Source organism: Pseudomonas saponiphila, from assembly GCF_900105185.1.
GTDB lineage: Bacteria > Pseudomonadota > Gammaproteobacteria > Pseudomonadales > Pseudomonadaceae > Aquipseudomonas > Aquipseudomonas saponiphila.
In genome coordinates this window covers 2,525,895-2,541,586 of record NZ_FNTJ01000001.1, presented here as the reverse complement: position 1 = coordinate 2,541,586, position 15,692 = coordinate 2,525,895, and the positions used below count along the sequence as shown (strand labels likewise).

General features: G+C 65.6%; 13 protein-coding genes. 4 read left to right on the top strand and 9 right to left on the bottom strand.

Features of this window, described 5'->3' with window-relative positions; all coding sequences use genetic code 11:
• The first annotated feature begins 19 nt into the window (after window positions 1-19).
• The 3 genes from BLV47_RS11975 to BLV47_RS11965 are packed head-to-tail and all read left to right on the top strand — an operon-like array spanning window position 20 to window position 4,557.
• A complete protein-coding gene (locus BLV47_RS11975; RefSeq protein WP_092313750.1) occupies window positions 20-1,687 on the top strand; it encodes an NAD(P)/FAD-dependent oxidoreductase in 1,668 nt (555 codons plus the stop codon).
• The gene (locus tag BLV47_RS11970) at window positions 1,687-3,198 is read left to right on the top strand and encodes an amidase (RefSeq protein WP_092313747.1); all 1,512 of its coding nucleotides are present in this window, start codon (window positions 1,687-1,689) and stop codon (window positions 3,196-3,198) included. The genes BLV47_RS11975 and BLV47_RS11970 overlap by 1 nt, the downstream gene beginning before the upstream one ends.
• Window positions 3,199-3,252: 54 nt before the next feature.
• Complete coding sequence (locus BLV47_RS11965; RefSeq protein WP_244168865.1) at window positions 3,253-4,557, top strand: cation:proton antiporter; 1,305 nt, start codon at window positions 3,253-3,255, stop codon at window positions 4,555-4,557.
• A 47-nt stretch (window positions 4,558-4,604) separates the two neighbouring features.
• On the opposite strand, the gene BLV47_RS11960 is transcribed toward BLV47_RS11965, so the two are convergent.
• The 3 genes from BLV47_RS11960 to BLV47_RS11950 are packed head-to-tail and all read right to left on the bottom strand — an operon-like array spanning window position 4,605 to window position 8,711.
• A complete protein-coding gene (locus BLV47_RS11960) occupies window positions 4,605-5,945 on the bottom strand; it encodes an MFS transporter (protein ID WP_092313740.1) in 1,341 nt (446 codons plus the stop codon).
• Window positions 5,946-5,988: 43 nt separating this feature from the next.
• Window positions 5,989-7,530, bottom strand: coding sequence for a class I adenylate-forming enzyme family protein (locus BLV47_RS11955; protein ID WP_092313737.1), 1,542 nt, complete (start codon window positions 7,528-7,530; stop codon window positions 5,989-5,991).
• A gap of 2 nt (window positions 7,531-7,532) precedes the next feature.
• Window positions 7,533-8,711, bottom strand: a complete 1,179-nt coding sequence (locus BLV47_RS11950) for an acetyl-CoA acetyltransferase (protein WP_092313734.1) — start codon at window positions 8,709-8,711, stop codon at window positions 7,533-7,535.
• Window positions 8,712-8,856: 145 nt separating this feature from the next.
• Between BLV47_RS11950 and BLV47_RS11945 the strand changes: the two genes are divergently transcribed.
• A complete protein-coding gene (locus BLV47_RS11945) occupies window positions 8,857-9,429 on the top strand; it encodes a LuxR C-terminal-related transcriptional regulator (protein WP_092313731.1) in 573 nt (190 codons plus the stop codon).
• On the opposite strand, the gene BLV47_RS11940 is transcribed toward BLV47_RS11945, so the two are convergent.
• From BLV47_RS11940 to BLV47_RS11915, 6 genes are all read right to left on the bottom strand, one after another.
• Window positions 9,422-9,952, bottom strand: a complete 531-nt coding sequence (locus BLV47_RS11940; protein ID WP_092313728.1) for a hypothetical protein — start codon at window positions 9,950-9,952, stop codon at window positions 9,422-9,424. The two genes, BLV47_RS11945 and BLV47_RS11940, sit on opposite strands and share 8 nt — an antisense overlap.
• 106 nt (window positions 9,953-10,058) lie before the next feature.
• Window positions 10,059-11,033 carry a cyclase family protein gene (locus BLV47_RS11935; RefSeq protein WP_092313725.1) on the bottom strand — a complete coding sequence of 325 codons (975 nt, stop codon included), beginning with the start codon at window positions 11,031-11,033 and terminating at the stop codon, window positions 10,059-10,061.
• A gap of 54 nt (window positions 11,034-11,087) precedes the next feature.
• A complete protein-coding gene (locus tag BLV47_RS11930; RefSeq protein WP_092313722.1) occupies window positions 11,088-11,846 on the bottom strand; it encodes an SDR family oxidoreductase in 759 nt (252 codons plus the stop codon).
• A gap of 48 nt (window positions 11,847-11,894) precedes the next feature.
• A complete protein-coding gene (locus BLV47_RS11925) occupies window positions 11,895-13,343 on the bottom strand; it encodes an aldehyde dehydrogenase family protein (protein ID WP_092313719.1) in 1,449 nt (482 codons plus the stop codon).
• 4 nt (window positions 13,344-13,347) lie between these two features.
• Complete coding sequence (locus tag BLV47_RS11920; RefSeq protein WP_092313716.1) at window positions 13,348-14,460, bottom strand: tartrate dehydrogenase; 1,113 nt, start codon at window positions 14,458-14,460, stop codon at window positions 13,348-13,350.
• 161 nt (window positions 14,461-14,621) lie between these two features.
• Window positions 14,622-15,524, bottom strand: coding sequence for a LysR family transcriptional regulator (locus tag BLV47_RS11915; RefSeq protein ID WP_092313713.1), 903 nt, complete (start codon window positions 15,522-15,524; stop codon window positions 14,622-14,624).
• Between the last annotated feature and the right edge of the window lie 168 nt (window positions 15,525-15,692).

Below are 15,692 nucleotides of genomic sequence, written 5' to 3'. Positions count from 1 at the left end.
TTGTTCACGGACTGAGCCAATGAAACGTATCGCTATCATGGGGGCCGGCGTTGCCGGTCACCTGGCTGCCCTGTACTTCAAGAAACGCCTCCCCGGAGTCGAGGTCATCCTGATCGGCCGCCCGGATCGAAAGCGCCCGATAGTGGGCGAGTCGACCGTTGAGTTGACCACGCACTTCTTCAAGGGCCTGGGGCTGGGCAGCCTGCTGGAGGAGAAGCACTACCACAAGTACGGCCTGACCTATTACCTGAAGCTGCGTAACAACCCGGAATGCCGCAACTATGTGGTGCACGAGGCGCCGGGGGTGATCCGCATGCCGGCCTACAACCTCAACCGGTTCAGTTTCGACCGGGACCTGCGGCGGATCGTCGACGAGCATCAGGTGCAGTTGATCGAGGCCGACGTCAGCGCGGTGGACCTGCACCAGGGCGAGCATGCCACTCACCTGCTGACCTTGCGCAGCGACAGCGACGCGCACCAGCAACTGACCGCGGACTGGATCGTCGATGCCACCGGACGCAACCGCTTCATGGCCAAGAAGCTCAAGCTGCACAAGGAACCTACCTATCAGCGCAGCACCTTCTGGTTCCGCCTCAAGGACTTCGACCGCAACCTGCTGTCCACCATCGACATCCACAAGGTCAAGCACCACTGCTACGACCCCTACTACGTCACCCATCACTTCTATGGGAAGGGCTACTGGATCTGGATGATCCCGATGCGCAGCGACGATGGCAAAGACATGATCAGCATCGGCATCACCTACCGCCCGGACATGCTCGAGCAGAAGATCGGCACCCTCGAACAGTTCACCAACAAGGTCATGGCCGACCATCCGGTGATCACCGAACTGATCGCCACCGGCCAGGTGGTCGATGCCCACGCCATGTACAACTACATGTATGAAGCCCAGCAGTACTACTCCACCGATGGCTGGTTCCTGCTCGGCGACGCCGCGTTCACCTTCGATCCGGCCAACAGTGCCGGGCTGGCGTATGTGGCGCAGCAGATTCCGCAGATCGCGGCCATGATCGAGAAGGACATCCATGCCAGCCTGACCCCAGCCTATGTCAACTGCCTGGAGTCTCACATTCAGGCACAACTGGCGCTGCAGGACACCTGGAGCAAATGGTACGAGGTCATGGACGACCCGTTCATGATGGGCTGGACCCTGTTGTTCGCCAACATGGCCTACTTCCACGTCGTGTTGCCGATGTACATGACCGGCGACTTCCTCGACGGGCACCAGGCCCAGCAGTTTGCCGACCTGCTGCCGCGCTATCCCCGGGAGTTGCAGCCCTCGCCCCTGCCCTTTGCCTGCCTGCTGCGGGAAGTCCGCCGCTCCAACCCGGGCCTGAGCCCGGAGATGATGCCGAACCTGTACTCGCGCACGATCAACTTCGACCTGTACAAAGCCGAGAATCGTGCCCGGCCGCTGTATGCCGCGCATTACTACCTGCGTTCGGCGGCACTGCGGGTCCGCCTGATGAAGATGGTCAAGTGGTCACCGACACCGCGGCACTTGAAACTGTTGCTGCGCCACAGCTGCGGCGTGGTGCAGGACCTGGCGCGGTCCCTGAGCCTGAGGCTCAAGCCCTCGCTGTTCTACAAATATGGCGAATCGCCGGAACTGCTGAAGTCGCCGTTTGGCAATGACGGCGGCTTTCTCGATCTGGCCCGCCGTTGATGTCCGCGCTGAAGCCGTCGGCCTCCTGCAGCCGCTCGCCCGCATTGCTGGAACTGAGCGCCGTGCAACTGGCGCAGCTGATCAAGCGCAAGGAAATCTCGCCGGTCGAACTGGTGGAGCAGTCCATCGAGCGCTGCCAGGAGATCCAGGCCCTGTGCAACCCGATAGCGGTGGAACTCTACCGCTGCGCTCGTAGCGCTGCGCGTCGGGCGCAGGCTGATGTGTTGCGGGGCCAGCCCTTGGGGCGCTTGCATGGAGTGCCCTTCTCGATCAAGGAAGGCCTGGGGCTCGCGGGGTGGCCACAGACCTGCGGCTCGACCTTGCGTCGGCAGGTCACGGCCTCCTCGACGGCGACGGTCGCCCAGCGCCTGATTAGCGCGGGGGGCATTCCCGTGGCACTGGGCAACCAGGCGGAGATGGCCCTGTGGCCGGAAACCGACAATCTGCTCTATGGCCGCACCCTCAACCCCTATCGCGCCTCGCGCACCGCCGGCGGCAGCAGCGGCGGCGATGCGGTCATGGTGGCCAGCGCCTGCGTGCCGTTTGCCCTCGGCACCGATGGCGCAGGCTCAGTGCGCATTCCTGCCGCGTTCAATGGGGTCTTTGGTCTCAAGCCATCGCGCGGCCTGGTGCCCTTGAGCGGCCATTTGCCACTGGACGAGCGTGGTCGCCAGCAAGCCAACGCGCAGGCGGTATCCGCTCATTTTGCGGCCGGCCCACTGTGCCGACATGCCGAGGACTTGAGCGAAGTCCTGCAGATCATCGCCGGCCCCGATGGCATCGACCGCAATATCCATTCGCGGTACGCACCCGCTGCCGAACCCGCGCGCCTCAGGCGGGTGCACCTGTACCTGCCGGACAAGATGAAATGGAGCAGCCCGGTGTCCGAGGCAGTCGCCCAGGCCTTGAACGACGCTGGGCAATGCCTGGCCAGCCAGGGCGCCACGCTGCATGCCTGGCAGGAACCAGGCATGCACAACGCCTTTTTCATCTGGCTGGCGGTGCTGAAGCTTGAGGCGCAGGTCCGCCTGGCGGACTACCTGGGCGATGGGCAACCGCTGAGCTATTGGCGGGCCGCTCGCGCCAGCCTTGCAGGGCGTGCGCGACATGCCACGGGGCCGTTGCTGGCGACCTGGCTGGACAGTGTCGGCGACGCCCTGGGCAATCCGGGGCTGGGGCGCTTTCTGGCCCAGCGCGATCATTTGCAACGCGCCTTCGCCGAGCTCTTCGACGGCCATAGCCTGCTGCTGATGCCCGTCACGCCAGGCGTCGCACCGAAACACGGGCATGCCCTCAAGCGCCCCTTGGACGTTGCTTACTGCGCCCTGTTCAACGCCTTGGGCCTGCCGGCCCTCAGTGTGCCAATGGGGCGCCTGGATCAAGGGTGCCCGGTGGCCGTGCAGTTGGTCGCCGGCCCCGGCCAGGACGCTTTGCTGCTGGACGCCGCAGTATTTCTGGAAACTCAGTTTGGTGGCTGGCTCAAGCCAGCGTTTTCACACTTCAAGGGATAGGAAGTCTCTATGCAAACCACCAGCGCGACAACCCAACAGCCCGCCAGCCCACCCATGGGTCAATCTGCCGTGGGCTCCCAGGCCGAACACCTGACGTTGCTGTTCCTGATCCAGCTGATCGTGATCTTTTCCGTCAGTCGGGTGATCTCCTGGCTCAGCACCCGCTGCCTGGGACAAACCCCGGTGGCCGGTGAAATCCTTGCGGGCCTGGTACTGGGTCCCAGCTTGCTGGGGTATTTCTTTCCGGAGCTGCTGCACAGCATCTTCGTGCCACAGACCTCTACCGCCTTCATCGCGACGGCTCAGGTCGGGCTGATTCTACTGATGTTCCAGGTGGGCCTGGAGTTCGAATTTGGCGCGCATCTCAAAGGCCGCAAGCGCTCGATCATCTTCATCAGCCTCGGGGGCTTGCTGGTGCCTTTCGCCAGCGGCTTTTTCAGCGCCGAATTCTTCTGGCAGCAGATAACCGGTGACCGGCCTCCGCTGCTGGCCTTTCAACTGTTCTTCGCCACCGCCCTGTCCATCACCGCCCTGCCGATCCTGGGGCGAATTTTCATGGAACTGGGCCTGTCGCGATCACGGGTGGCCACCCTGACCATCGGTGCCGCGGCCATCGACGACGTATGTGGTTGGCTGATCCTGGGCGGCGTGACGTCGATCATCGCCTCGAACTTCAACGTCTGGACCTCGCTCCTGAGAATGCTGGCCCTGGCGCTGTTCATCATCGTGGTGCTGTGGCAGGTCCGCCCCTTGATCCTGCGCTGGATCATCGGCGACCTGGAGCGTCGGCCGCTGTCGGCACACGGCATTTCACTGATGCTGATCGTGCTCTTTGCCAGCGCCGTCATCACCAACCTGATAGGGGTGTTCTCGATCATTGGCGGCTTCATCATGGGCGTGGCACTGCATGCTCACCGGCCCTTTGTCGCGCAGTGGAACGCCAAGGTCGGCGGCCTGGTCAATGCGTTCTTCCTGCCGGTATTTTTCGCCTATACGGGCCTGCGCACCGACGTTGGTTCGTTGGAGGGCAGTCACGCCCTGCTCAACTGTCTCCTGGTGTGCATGGTGGCGTTTGCCAGCAAGTTCTTCGGGGCCTACGGTTCCAGCCGGCTGCTGGGAGAAAGCCCGCGAAACTCGGCGCTGATCGGGGTCTGCATGAACACTCGCGCGCTGATGGAACTGGTGGTGCTCAACGTCGGTTATGACCTTGGCGTGCTGCCCAAAGAGTACTTCACCATCCTGGTGATCATGGCGATTATCAGCACCTTCATCGCCTCACCGCTGATCCGCCTGCTGACCGCCCGCGAGCGCCTGGGGCAGCCGATGCCGATAGCCGGCAATCAGCCCGCCCAGTCGTGACACCTGCGGTCTGGTCGGTCGCGCCACCGACCAGATCCGCGCATCAGTCATGCGCCGAGGGTGGGCAGGCTCAAGGCAGTGTCCGGCTGCCTTGCCGGGTGCTCTGAGGCACAGGCAACAAAGTCTTCCTTGCGCAGCACCACCAGGGCAATCAGCGACGCCACGCCGGTGGCCACGTAGAAGTACCAGGGCGCGGTGATGTCGCCGGTGAGCTTGATCAGCCAGGTGGAGATCAGCGGCGCGCTGCCGCCGAACACCGCCACCGGAATGTTGTAGGCCACGGCGATGCCGGTGGAGCGGATGCGGGTGGGCAGCAGTTCGCTCATCAGCGCGTAGGTCGACGACGCGTAGAGCCCGAACAGGATCGCCACCGCCATCAACGGCCAGAACAGCGTGGCCGGGGTGGCGTTGGGCGCGGTCTTGAAGAACCAGTACATGGCCAGGGTCGCCAGGGTGCCAATCACCATCAGGAACGGCTTGCGTCCATAGCGGTCGGTGAAAGCCCCGCCCAGGGGCATGACCAGCGCCGCCGAAAGGCTGGCGACGAACACATAGAGCAAGGTGGTGCCGCTGTCGAACTTGAGGGTGTTGGACATGTAGGTCGAGGCGAAGGTCAGCACCAGGTAAAAGATCGAGCTGTGCAGGGTGATGATGAAAAACACCAGGGCAATCGAGCGTTTCCATTGCCAGACTTCGCGCAGCGGCGCCTTGGAGGTCTGCCCGGCCTGGGCCAGGGCGAGGAACTCCGGGCTGTCTTCCAGCTTCAGGCGGATGTACAGGGAAATGAAGCCCAAGGGACCTGCGAGCAGGAACGGCATGCGCCAGCCCCAGTCCTGCATCAGTTCCGCGCCCAGGCCCCAGGTCATGCCATTGGCCACCGCACCGCCCAGCAACAGGCCGAGCACCGCGGTGACCATCAGCCAGCAAGTGGCGAAGCCGCGGCGCCCGGGGCCGGCGTATTCGGCAATGAAGCTGGTGATGGTGCCGATCTCGCCACCGGCGGAAAACCCCTGCACGCAGCGGATCAGCACCAGCAGGATCGGCGCGGCGATGCCGATGCTGGCGTAGGTCGGCAACAGGCCCAGGAGGAAGGTCGAGCCGGCCATCAGCACCAGCACCGTGATCAAGGTCCGGCGGCGGCCGATGCGGTCCGCCAGCGGACCGAAGAACAGGCCGCCCAGGGGCCGGATGAAAAAGCTCAGGGCAAAGGCCGCGAAACTCGCCAAAAGGCTGCTGGTGGGGTCATCGGAGACGAAGAACGCCTTGCCGATGTACACCGCCAGAAAGCCGTAGACGCCGTAGTCGTACCACTCGATCAAGTGGCCGGAGGTGGCGCCGATAAAGGCCCGGCGCCGCTGGCGCTGGGGATTGCTAGAGGTCACGTCCATGTTGGGAGACTCCTGTCGTATTGCGGTCCATGGGAAAACGCGTTCAGCGGTCGGCGATGGTCCCTGTCGGGTCCTGCAGCCACTGACGCAAGCGGGTCTTGAGAATCTTGCCGTAGCTGTTCTTCGGCAGCTCGGTACAAAACAGGTATTTACGCGGTTTCTTGAACGACGCCATGCGCGTCACGAACCACTGGTTGAGCACCTGCGGATCGAGGCTGTCGGGGCTGCGAGGAACCACGAAAGCCACCACCGACTCGCCCCATTCGGCATCCGCCTCGCCCACCACGCACACCTCGAACACCCCGGGATGCTGCATCAGTACCTCCTCCACTTCCCGCGGGTAGATGTTGCTGCCGCCGGAAATGATCACATCCTTGGAGCGGTCGGTCAGGGTCAGCAAACCGCGGCTATCGAGGAAACCGATATCCCCGGTGAGCAACCAGCCGTCCACCAGGGTCGCCCGGGTAGCGGACGGGTTGCCCCAGTAGCCGTGCATCACCGGGGCGCCGCGCACGGCGATTTCCCCTGGCTCGCCGGCTGGCAGCGGCTGCCCGCCGGCATCGAGGATGCGCACTTCGACACAGGCCTGCGGGCGCCCCACTGACGCTGCGCTGGTCGGCCAGTCCGGATGCTCACGCCCGGCGATCAGCTCCCGGGACAGCGCGCTGATGCTCATCGGGCACTCGCCCTGGCCGTAGATCTGCACCAGCCGCGGACCGAAGGTGTCCAGGGCCTGGGCCAGGTCCGCCAGGTACATGGGCGCCCCACCGTAGACGATGGTCTTGATGCCCGTGCCGTCATAGCCTTGCCGCCGGGCCTGCTCGACCATGCGCTTGACCATGGTCGGCGCGGCAAACAGGCTGACCTGCCCCAGTTCCCGCGCCAGCCCGAACAGCTCTGGCGCATCGAACCCCCGGGACTGCGGCACCACGTGCCGGGCGCCACAGCGCACGTGAATGAAGTTGTACAACCCGGCGCCGTGGGACAGCGGCGCGGCATAGACCACGGCATCGCCGCCCTGCACCGGGTCGACATCCAGCGGGTAGCACAGCGACATGGCGATCAGGTTGCCGTGGGACAGCATCACGCCCTTGGAACGGCCGGTGGTGCCCGAGGTGTAGAACAGCCAGGCCAGCTCGTCGTCCGCGCACGGCCAGGGCTCGCGCAGTTCGCCGTCCGCGGCACCTGCCGGCGTCGGCAGGAGTTCGGCGGGCAGCTCGCGGCAATCGGCGGGCAAGTCCGGCAGCTCGAAGGTCCGGCCGCCGTCGGTGAAGATCAACCTGGCCCCGGCATTGCCGACGATCCAGGCCGCCTCCCGCGGGTGCAGCTTGGCGTTGACCGGCACCGCCACCGCTCCGCTCCACCAGATGGCGTAGAGCAGTTCCAGGTAGTCGCAGCTGTTCTTCAGCAGCAAGGCCACCCGGTCCCCGGCGGCGATGCCGTGCGCATGCCGCAGGTGCAAGGCGCGGCACCGGACCCGCGCCGCGAAGCCCTGGTAGTCGGCCACCTGGCGGCAGCCCTCGAACAGCGCCGGGCGCTGCGGCCAGCGTTGGGCCGCGTCCAGCAACCAATGGGCGATATTCATGTTCAGGCCCTGAGCGCTTGCAGGACCGAGGCGTAGTTGGCCACCGCCATCCCGCCCATGTTGAACAGCAGGCCGAACTCGGCCCGGGGTACGCCCAGGCCAATCGGCTCGCCGATCAATTGGCGAAAGCCCAGGGCATGCATCGACACGCCGGTGGCGCCCACCGGGTGGCCCTTGGCCTTGAGCCCGCCGGACAGGTTGACCGGCAAGCGGCCGCCGGGGCGCACGATGCCATCGTCCAGGGTCCGATGGCCTTCGCCCTTGGGCGCCAGGCCCATGGCTTCGTAGATCAGCAGCTCGGCGATGGTGAAACAGTCGTGGACCTCGGCAAAACTCATGTCGCCCAGGCTGACCCCGGCCTCGCGCAAGGCACCGTGGATGGCCCGCTGCGGACCGTCAAAGGCCAGGATGTCGCGACTGGCCATCGGCAGCAGGTCATTGACCTGGCTCAGGGCGCGGATCGCCACTTCACGGCGGAACGAGCGCGCGCGCTGCGGCGAAGCCAGGACGATCGCCGCCGCGCCGTCACTGATCAGCGAACAGTCGGTGAGACGCAGCGACGGCGCGATCAGCGGATTGCTCTGGGACACATTGTTGCAATGCTCGAAGTCCATCGGCCGATGCATCTGCGCCAGCGGGTTGGCCATGGCATTGGCGTGGTTCTTCACCGCAATCGCCGCCATCGAGGCCAGCGGACTGTGGTAGCGCTCGGTGTACTGCTGGGCGACCCGGGCAAACAGCTGGGCAAAGCTCAAGCCGGCCTCCGCGGGGTCGTTCTGGTAACCGGCACCGGCCAGGGCCTGAGTCACTTCGGCGGTGGAGTTGTCGGTCATCTTCTCCGCGCCCACCACCAGCACCAGTTCAGCGGCGCCACTGCGGATCGCATTGACCCCCGCGAGGATCGCCGCCGAGCCGGAGGCGCAGGCGTTTTCGCATCGGGTGGCCGGTTTGAAGCGCAATTGCGGGTCGGCCTGGAGCATCAGCGAGGCGGGAAAACCGTCCGGCACCAGGCCTGCGTTGAAATGCCCGAGAAACAGTGCGTCGATCTCGGCGGCGTCGATCGCGGCATCCGCCAGGGCCTCGCGGGTGACCTGGACAACCAGGTCCTCCAGGGTCAGCCCCTGAAGACGACCGAACGATGTGTGGGCGGCAGCGACAATGGATACGGAAGCATGATTCATGGTGATTTTCTTCTGTGCTTGAAGCGGACGTTCCCTACAATGGCGAGCGCCACAATCAGACGCTAGTTAGGGCAACTACGTACAACAGTAAGTAGTGCCCGGCCAGCCAGAGCGGCGCAACGACTTCCACCAGGCAGGATGCCCCATGACCGTATATGCCCAGCAGCTCCAGGACCTTGAGCGCCTGGCCTTCCAGGTGTCCCCCGCACCGCAGTTGATCACCGGGCATCGGCGCATGCTCGACTGCAACCAGGCCTTCCTGCGCCTGTTCGGCTATGAGCGCGAGGAGCTGCTGGATCACCTGACCCTGTTGCTGTACCCGTCCCAGGCCGACTACCAGAGCATCGGCGAGCGCAGCGAACACTGGCTGCGCAACGGCCAGGGCGCTTCCTACACCGACGAACGCTTCATGCAGCACCGCAATGGCGAAGTGTTCTGGGCCCGGGCCCACGGTTTCTCGCTGACCCCGGACGATCCGTTCGGGCTGATGATCTGGCACTTCGAACGCCTGGACCGGCAATTGGCGCCGACGGTGAGCCTGACCCCGCGCGAGCGGGAAATCTCCCTGCACATCGTCAACGGCCTGACCTGCAAGGAAGTGGCGCGCAAGCTGGCGATCTCCCACCGCACGGTGGAGGTGCACCGCGCCCGGCTGATGAAAAAGCTGCAGGCCAAGAACAGCGCCGAGCTGGTGTCGAAGATCATCTACATCAGCTAGATGCCTGCCCCAGCACCTCGCTGGCGCTCAGGCGGAACAACTGCAAGGGCCCGATCGTCCCGCCCTCCAGGCTGCCACCCTGGTTCAGCACTTTATTGGCGGCGTTCATCTCGGGGCTTTTCTGGGTGACGCTGACAAAGGTGCTATGCGGCAACTCTTCACTCCAACCGTCTTCGAGCGTGTTGTAGGCCAGCATCAGCGCGGCGGTGAAATAGTGCTGGCTGGAAACCGGGATCTGCACCTCCTGGTCATTGTCGTCGAAGGCGATGAAGTGCCCGACGAAGCCCTCCACACCCAGGCGCTTGAGCAGCGGCCAGCTCAGGGCCGAGGGCACGAAGGCGTTGAGCTTCTCGGCGACGATGGCCGAGTAGCCACGCGCCTGAAGCAGTTGCACGATCTCGTCTTCGCTGGCCTCGGGGTAGGCGCCCATCACTTGCAGGGCTTCGACCACGGCCTGGTGGGCGCTCTGGTGGTCGGGGTTTTCGGCGCAGTGCGCGCAGTTGGGCGGGCAGGTATCGGTCACGGGAGGCGAAGGTCCATATCGGTCTCGAAAAATGAGCCGCAGGGTAACCCCATGGCCTGCGGCCCGCCAGTGCCGCGTCATGCCGACCGGCATGACGCGGCGACGGTCACTTGATGACGATGGGGTTCACCGGCGCCCCGCTGCCGCCGACGATCTTCAACGGCGCGGCGGTGTAGAGGAAGGTCCACTGGCCGTCGGCGGCGCAATCCTCGGCCAGGTCTTCGAGCAGCACGATCTCGGTGAAGGCGATCCCCAGGTTGCGCATCAGCGCGCAGTGCAGCGGGATCTGCACCCCGGACACCGGGTCGGTGATCACCTCGTTGGCGATGGTGTCGGTCACCAGGTTGGGGATTTCCATCTGGTTGAACCAGTCCACCAGTTCGCGGCTGTAGGTCAGGCCGGGCTCCACCAGGTCCTTGAAGAACTCGGTCTTGCCGTACTCGTAGAAGGCGCCCATGGAACCGGTGCGGATGATCAGGATGTCGCGCTTCTCGATGGCCACGCCCTGGGCCTTGGCGGCGGCCAGCAGGTCCAGGTGGTTGAAGGTTTCGCCGCGGCCCAGGTACTTCTTGCCGCGATGCCGGGCCATGTCGATCAGCACCGCGCGGCCCACCACGCCACGCTCGGCAATCGGCAGCACGCTGGCCTTGGCCATGCCGCCGACGGTGCTGCTGGCGTCGTAGCCGTTCCACAGCTGGTTGTCGTACCAGGCGTGGCCCAGGGCGTCGTACTGGGTCGAGCCCTGCAACTGCATGAAGATCACGTCGTCGCAGTACTCGGCGCCGCCGGTCATCGACGGCTGCTTGCCGGCCTGATAGTGGCTGCGGTCCAGGGTGTTGAAGCGCATCGACGGGTTGCGCGCGGGCCACATCGGGTCGCCGCCGGGGTGGCCGATCTGCACCTGCAGGGTGAAGGTCTTGCCCTGGCGCACCGCGGCGACACCGCGCAGCACCTCGGCCTGTTGCAGGTAGTTGAGGGCGCCGACCTCGTCGTCCGGGCCCCATTTGCCCCAATTCTTCGGCAGGCCTTCAAGAAGCTGCTGGGTATTGGGGTGGTTCTTGTCGTTTTCGATCCCACACATGTCGACTGCACTCCATAGCTGGTTCAGGTCTGGCCAACAGGGTTCTACCGGTCATCAGACGCAACGTCCACCATCCACTTCCAGGCAGGTGCCGGTGATGAACGCAGCCTCGTCAGAGGCCAGGTACAGGCAGGCGTTGGCCACGTCCTGGGGGGTGGAGAAGCGTCCCAGGGGAATGGTCGCCATGAACTTCTGGCGGTTTTCCGGGGTATCCGGCACCCCCATGAACTCACTGAGCAGCGCCGTGGCGCCCACCACCGGGTTGACGCAGTTGACGCGGATGTTGTCCGGCCCGAGCTCGGCGGCCATGGTCTTGCTCATCACCACCACCGCGCCCTTGCTGCCGTTGTACCAGACCAGTCCGGGACGCGGGCGGATCGCCGCGGTGGAGGCGATATTGATGAACACCCCGCCGCCCTGGCCGCGAAAATGCGGCACGAAGTGCCTGGCGCTGAGGTAGATGCTTTTCACGTTGACCGCGAACACCCGGTCGAACTCGGCCTCGTCGACTTCCAGCATCGGCCGGTTGCGGTGGGTGGTGCCGGCGTTGTTGACCACGATATCCAGGCCGCCGTATTGCTCCAGGGTGTCGCGCAGCAAGGCACCAACGCTGGCGTCCTGAGCCACGTTGACCTCGACGAAGTGGGCCTGGCCGCCGGCGGCGCGGATCTCGTCCACCACCCGCTGGCCGCCGCTGGCGTTGATGTCGGCGACTATGACCTTGGCGCCCTGCCGGGCGAAGGTCTTGGCGATGCCTTCACCAAAGCCGGAACCGGCGCCGGTGACGATGGCAGTCTTGTTGGCTAGACGCATGGGAGTGACTCCTGTTTTTGTTGTTATCAGCCGCCGACATGGCGGCCCTCAGTCGTGACGAATGGCTATGGTCTTCAAGGTGGTGAAACCCAGCAGCGCCTCGAAGCCCTTCTCCCGGCCATAACCACTGGCCTTGACCCCGCCGAAGGGCAGTTCGACACCGCCGCCGGCGCCGTAGTTGTTGATGAACACCTGACCGCAGCGCAACTGGTGGGCCATGCGCAACTGCCGCGCGCCGTCCCGGGTCCAGACTCCAGCCACCAGGCCGAAGGCGCTGTCGTTGGCCAGGCGAATGGCCTCGGCCTCGTCGTCGAAGGGCATCACCGCCAGCACCGGGCCGAACACTTCCTCCCGGGCCAGGCGGCTGTCTGGCGGCACATCGCGAAACAGCACCGCCTCCTGGAAGTAGCCGCCACTGTCGGCATCGGCCACCACCTGCCCGCGCGCCGCCACCGGGATGCCGGCGGCCTCGGCCTCGCGGACAAACTCGCGCACCTGACGCAGCTGCTTGTGGTTGATCAACGGGCCCAGGTCCAGGTCCAGCTCCGAAGGCCCGGCGCGCAATTGGCCAAAGCACTGGGCCAGGCGCTCCAGCAGCGGCTCATAGAGGCTGCGCTGTACCAGCAGGCGGCTGCCGGCGGAACAGGTCTGCCCGCCGTTCTGCACGATGGCGTTGATCAGCACCGGCAACGCGCGCTCCACATCGGCATCGGCGAAGACGATCTGCGGCGATTTGCCCCCCAGTTCCAGGGTCACCGGGCAATGCCGTTCGGCCGCGGCCTTGGCCACCAGGGCCCCGGTGCCGGTGGAGCCGGTGAAGGAGATATGCGCCACCCCGGGATGGGCGCACAGCGCCGCGCCGGCTTCATGGCCGTAACCGCTGACCACGTTGATCGTGCCCGCAGGGAAGCCGACCTGGGCCGCCAGTTCCGCCAGGCGCAGCAGCGACAGGCTGGCGTCCTCGGCGGGCTTGACCACGCAGGCGTTGCCCGCGGCCAGGGCCGCGCCGACGCTGCGACCGAAGATCTGCATCGGGTAGTTCCAGGGAATGATGTGCCCGGTCACGCCATGGGGCTCGCGCACCGTGAGCACGGTGTAGCCGGCCTGATAGGGCAAGGTGTCGCCATGCAGCTTGTCGGCAGCCCCGGCGTAGTACTCGAAGTAGCGCGCCAGGGCGCTGGCGTCGGCCCGGGCCACCTTGAGCGCCTTGCCGGTGTCCCGGGCCTCGATCTGCGCCAGTTCTTCGTGGTGCTCCAGCACCGCCTGGCCCAGGCGCGCCAGCAGGCGTCCGCGCTCCAGGGCCGACAGGCCGCCCCAGGGCCCGTCGAAGTTGTCGCCCAGGGCCCGCTGCGCGGCCTGCACCGCCAGGCCGATGTCCTCGGCGGTGCCCCGGGCAATGTGCGCGTAGGTGATGCCGGTGCAGGGGTCGAGGACCGGAATGTTCTCGGCCCAGGACGAGGCGTGCCATTGGTTGTCGATGTAGTGTTCCAGACTCATCAGCTCAGCTCCTGTTGCCAGCCAGACATTCGGCAATCGCCCTGCCCACTTCCACGGTGCTGGCATTGCCGCCCATTTCCCGGGTGCGCGGGCCTTCGGCGAGCACCGTCTCGATGCTCTGGACAATCGCCGCCGCGGCCCGCTGGTAAAGCTCGTCGCCCTGCCCCAGGTGCTCGATCATCAGCGCCGCCGACCAGATCTGGCCGATCGGGTTGGCCACGCCCAGCCCGGCGATATCCGGCGCCGAACCATGCACCGGCTCGAACAGCGAGGGGTACAGGCGCTCCGGATTGAGGTTGGCCGAGGGCGCGATGCCGATGGTGCCGGTGCAGGCCGGGCCAAGGTCGGAAAGGATGTCGCCGAACAGGTTGGAGGCCACCACCACATCGAACCAGTCCGGGTGCTGGACGAAGTGCGCGCAGAGAATGTCGATGTGGAACTTGCGCGTGTCGACCTGGGGGTAGGCCTTGGCCAGTGCCTCCACCCGCTCGTCCCAGAACGGCATGGTGATGGCGATGCCATTGGATTTGGTGGCCGCCACCAGGTTGCGCCGGGGCCGGCGGCTGGCCAGCTCGAAGGCGTACTGCACCACCCGGTCGACGCCGTGGCGGGAGAACACCGACTCTTGCAGGGCGATCTCCCGCGGGGTGCCCTGCCACATGCGGCCGCCGACGCTGGAATATTCTCCCTCGGTGTTTTCCCGGACCACGATGAAATCGATGTCGCCGGGCTCCCGCCCGGCCAGCGGGCACGGCACCCCGGGCATCAGCCGCACCGGGCGGAGGTTCACGTACTGGTCGAACTGGCGGCGGATCTTCAGCAATGAATCCCACACCGCAATATGGTCGGGGACGATGTCTGGCGCGCCCACGGCGCCGAAGAAGATCGCCTCGTGGTCGCCGATCTGCTCGGCCCAGTCGGCGGGCATCATGCTGCCGTGGGCCTGGTAGTGCTCGCTGCACCAGTTGAAATGATCGAACTGCAAGGCGATGCCGAAGCGCCGGCTAACGGCGTCCAGCACACGCAAGCCTTCGGGAACCACCTCGCGGCCGATGCCGTCACCGGCGATCACCGCGATGCGATGGGGAGGTTTTACAGCGGGACTGATCCTGGACAAGCCGTCTCTCCTGGTCTGACGTGTTGTTGTTATGGAGGCAGGTCAAGCGCACGGGCGAGCCCATTCTGGGCATAGGAAGAGACGGCGGGGAATTGCTCATTACGGAAACCGCCTTCGCAAAATTCGAAGGCAGGGTTGCAAGGTTCAGCGACGACCCGGGGCTAGCCAGCCGTGGGCGCGGCCTGCCCGCAACCGGCCAGGTAGTCGAACAACTCGCGACTGGCCAGGGATGGCTGCTCCTGGCGCCGGCAGAGATACATCTGCCGATCGGCCCAGGCGTCGTCGATTTCAATAAAACGCAAGGCCATCTCCTTGCGAAAGATCTGCACCGCGCCCTGGGGCAATACCCCGACACCCTGCCCGGCGGCGATCAGCCGGCACACCGCCTCGAAGCTGCGCACCTGCACCCGCAGGCGCAGGGGCATGCTCACCGCAGCCGCAGCTTCGGTGATCAACGGGGTGATGGCGGCGTTGTCCTCCAGGCCGACGAAGTCGTAGCCCAGCAGGTCCTGGAAACGCGCCCGGCTCATCTTGAACGGGTGCTCCTGGGGCACGATCAGGCACAGGCGGTCGCGGCAATAAGGGATGTAGTGCAGGTCCTGGCCCCGCGGTCGGGTGGTGACGATGCCCACATCGGCGATGCCGTCACGCACGGCGAGGAGGATCTCGCGGCTGCGCTCCTCGCGGATGTCCACACGAATGCCCGGATGCAGGTCGCTCCACTGGGTCAGTTGCCGGGGCAGCTCCTGGCTCATGGCCGAGCTGTTGGCATACAGGCTGACCCGGCCGGTGGCGCCCTTGGCGAAGTCGGCCAGGTCGGCGTGCATCACATCCACCGCCCGCAGCAGGCCGCGTGCGTGCTCGGCCAGGGCCAGCCCTGCCGCCGTGGGCTGGACCCCGGTGGAAGTACGGATCAGCAGCGTCACCTTGAAATGCTGCTCCAAGAGCGACAGGCGCCGGCTGGCGGCGGACAGCGACAGGTGCGACTGTTCGGCAGCCCGGGACAGGTTGCCCAGGGTCAGGGCCTTGAGAAACAACTCGATGGAAGTCAGGTCCGGGGCCATGGCAGGTTCCTTGTGCACAGTCCGTGGAAACTACCCACTCGGGCGCACCCGGTGCAACCTGATAGCGCGGCTGGCGAGCCTGTTCAACGACGTCCCGCCACGCCGCTCGAGCGCCCGCCCCCAGCCTCGACATATTGTCCGACAATCATTGCGAAAGCCCCGCCCACA

What these genes read in the sequence shown, in the direction of transcription:
- BLV47_RS11975 (WP_092313750.1), top strand. Translation starts at nt 20, where the DNA reads ATGAAACGTATCGCTATCATGGGGGCCGGCGTTGCCGGTCACCTGGCT.
- BLV47_RS11970 (WP_092313747.1), top strand. Translation starts at nt 1,687, where the DNA reads ATGTCCGCGCTGAAGCCGTCGGCCTCCTGCAGCCGCTCGCCCGCATTG.
- BLV47_RS11965 (WP_244168865.1), top strand. Translation starts at nt 3,253, where the DNA reads ATGGGTCAATCTGCCGTGGGCTCCCAGGCCGAACACCTGACGTTGCTG.
- BLV47_RS11960 (WP_092313740.1), bottom strand. Translation starts at nt 5,945, where the DNA reads ATGGACGTGACCTCTAGCAATCCCCAGCGCCAGCGGCGCCGGGCCTTT.
- BLV47_RS11955 (WP_092313737.1), bottom strand. Translation starts at nt 7,530, where the DNA reads ATGAATATCGCCCATTGGTTGCTGGACGCGGCCCAACGCTGGCCGCAG.
- BLV47_RS11950 (WP_092313734.1), bottom strand. Translation starts at nt 8,711, where the DNA reads ATGAATCATGCTTCCGTATCCATTGTCGCTGCCGCCCACACATCGTTC.
- BLV47_RS11945 (WP_092313731.1), top strand. Translation starts at nt 8,857, where the DNA reads ATGACCGTATATGCCCAGCAGCTCCAGGACCTTGAGCGCCTGGCCTTC.
- BLV47_RS11935 (WP_092313725.1), bottom strand. Translation starts at nt 11,033, where the DNA reads ATGTGTGGGATCGAAAACGACAAGAACCACCCCAATACCCAGCAGCTT.
- BLV47_RS11930 (WP_092313722.1), bottom strand. Translation starts at nt 11,846, where the DNA reads ATGCGTCTAGCCAACAAGACTGCCATCGTCACCGGCGCCGGTTCCGGC.
- BLV47_RS11925 (WP_092313719.1), bottom strand. Translation starts at nt 13,343, where the DNA reads ATGAGTCTGGAACACTACATCGACAACCAATGGCACGCCTCGTCCTGG.
- BLV47_RS11915 (WP_092313713.1), bottom strand. Translation starts at nt 15,524, where the DNA reads ATGGCCCCGGACCTGACTTCCATCGAGTTGTTTCTCAAGGCCCTGACC.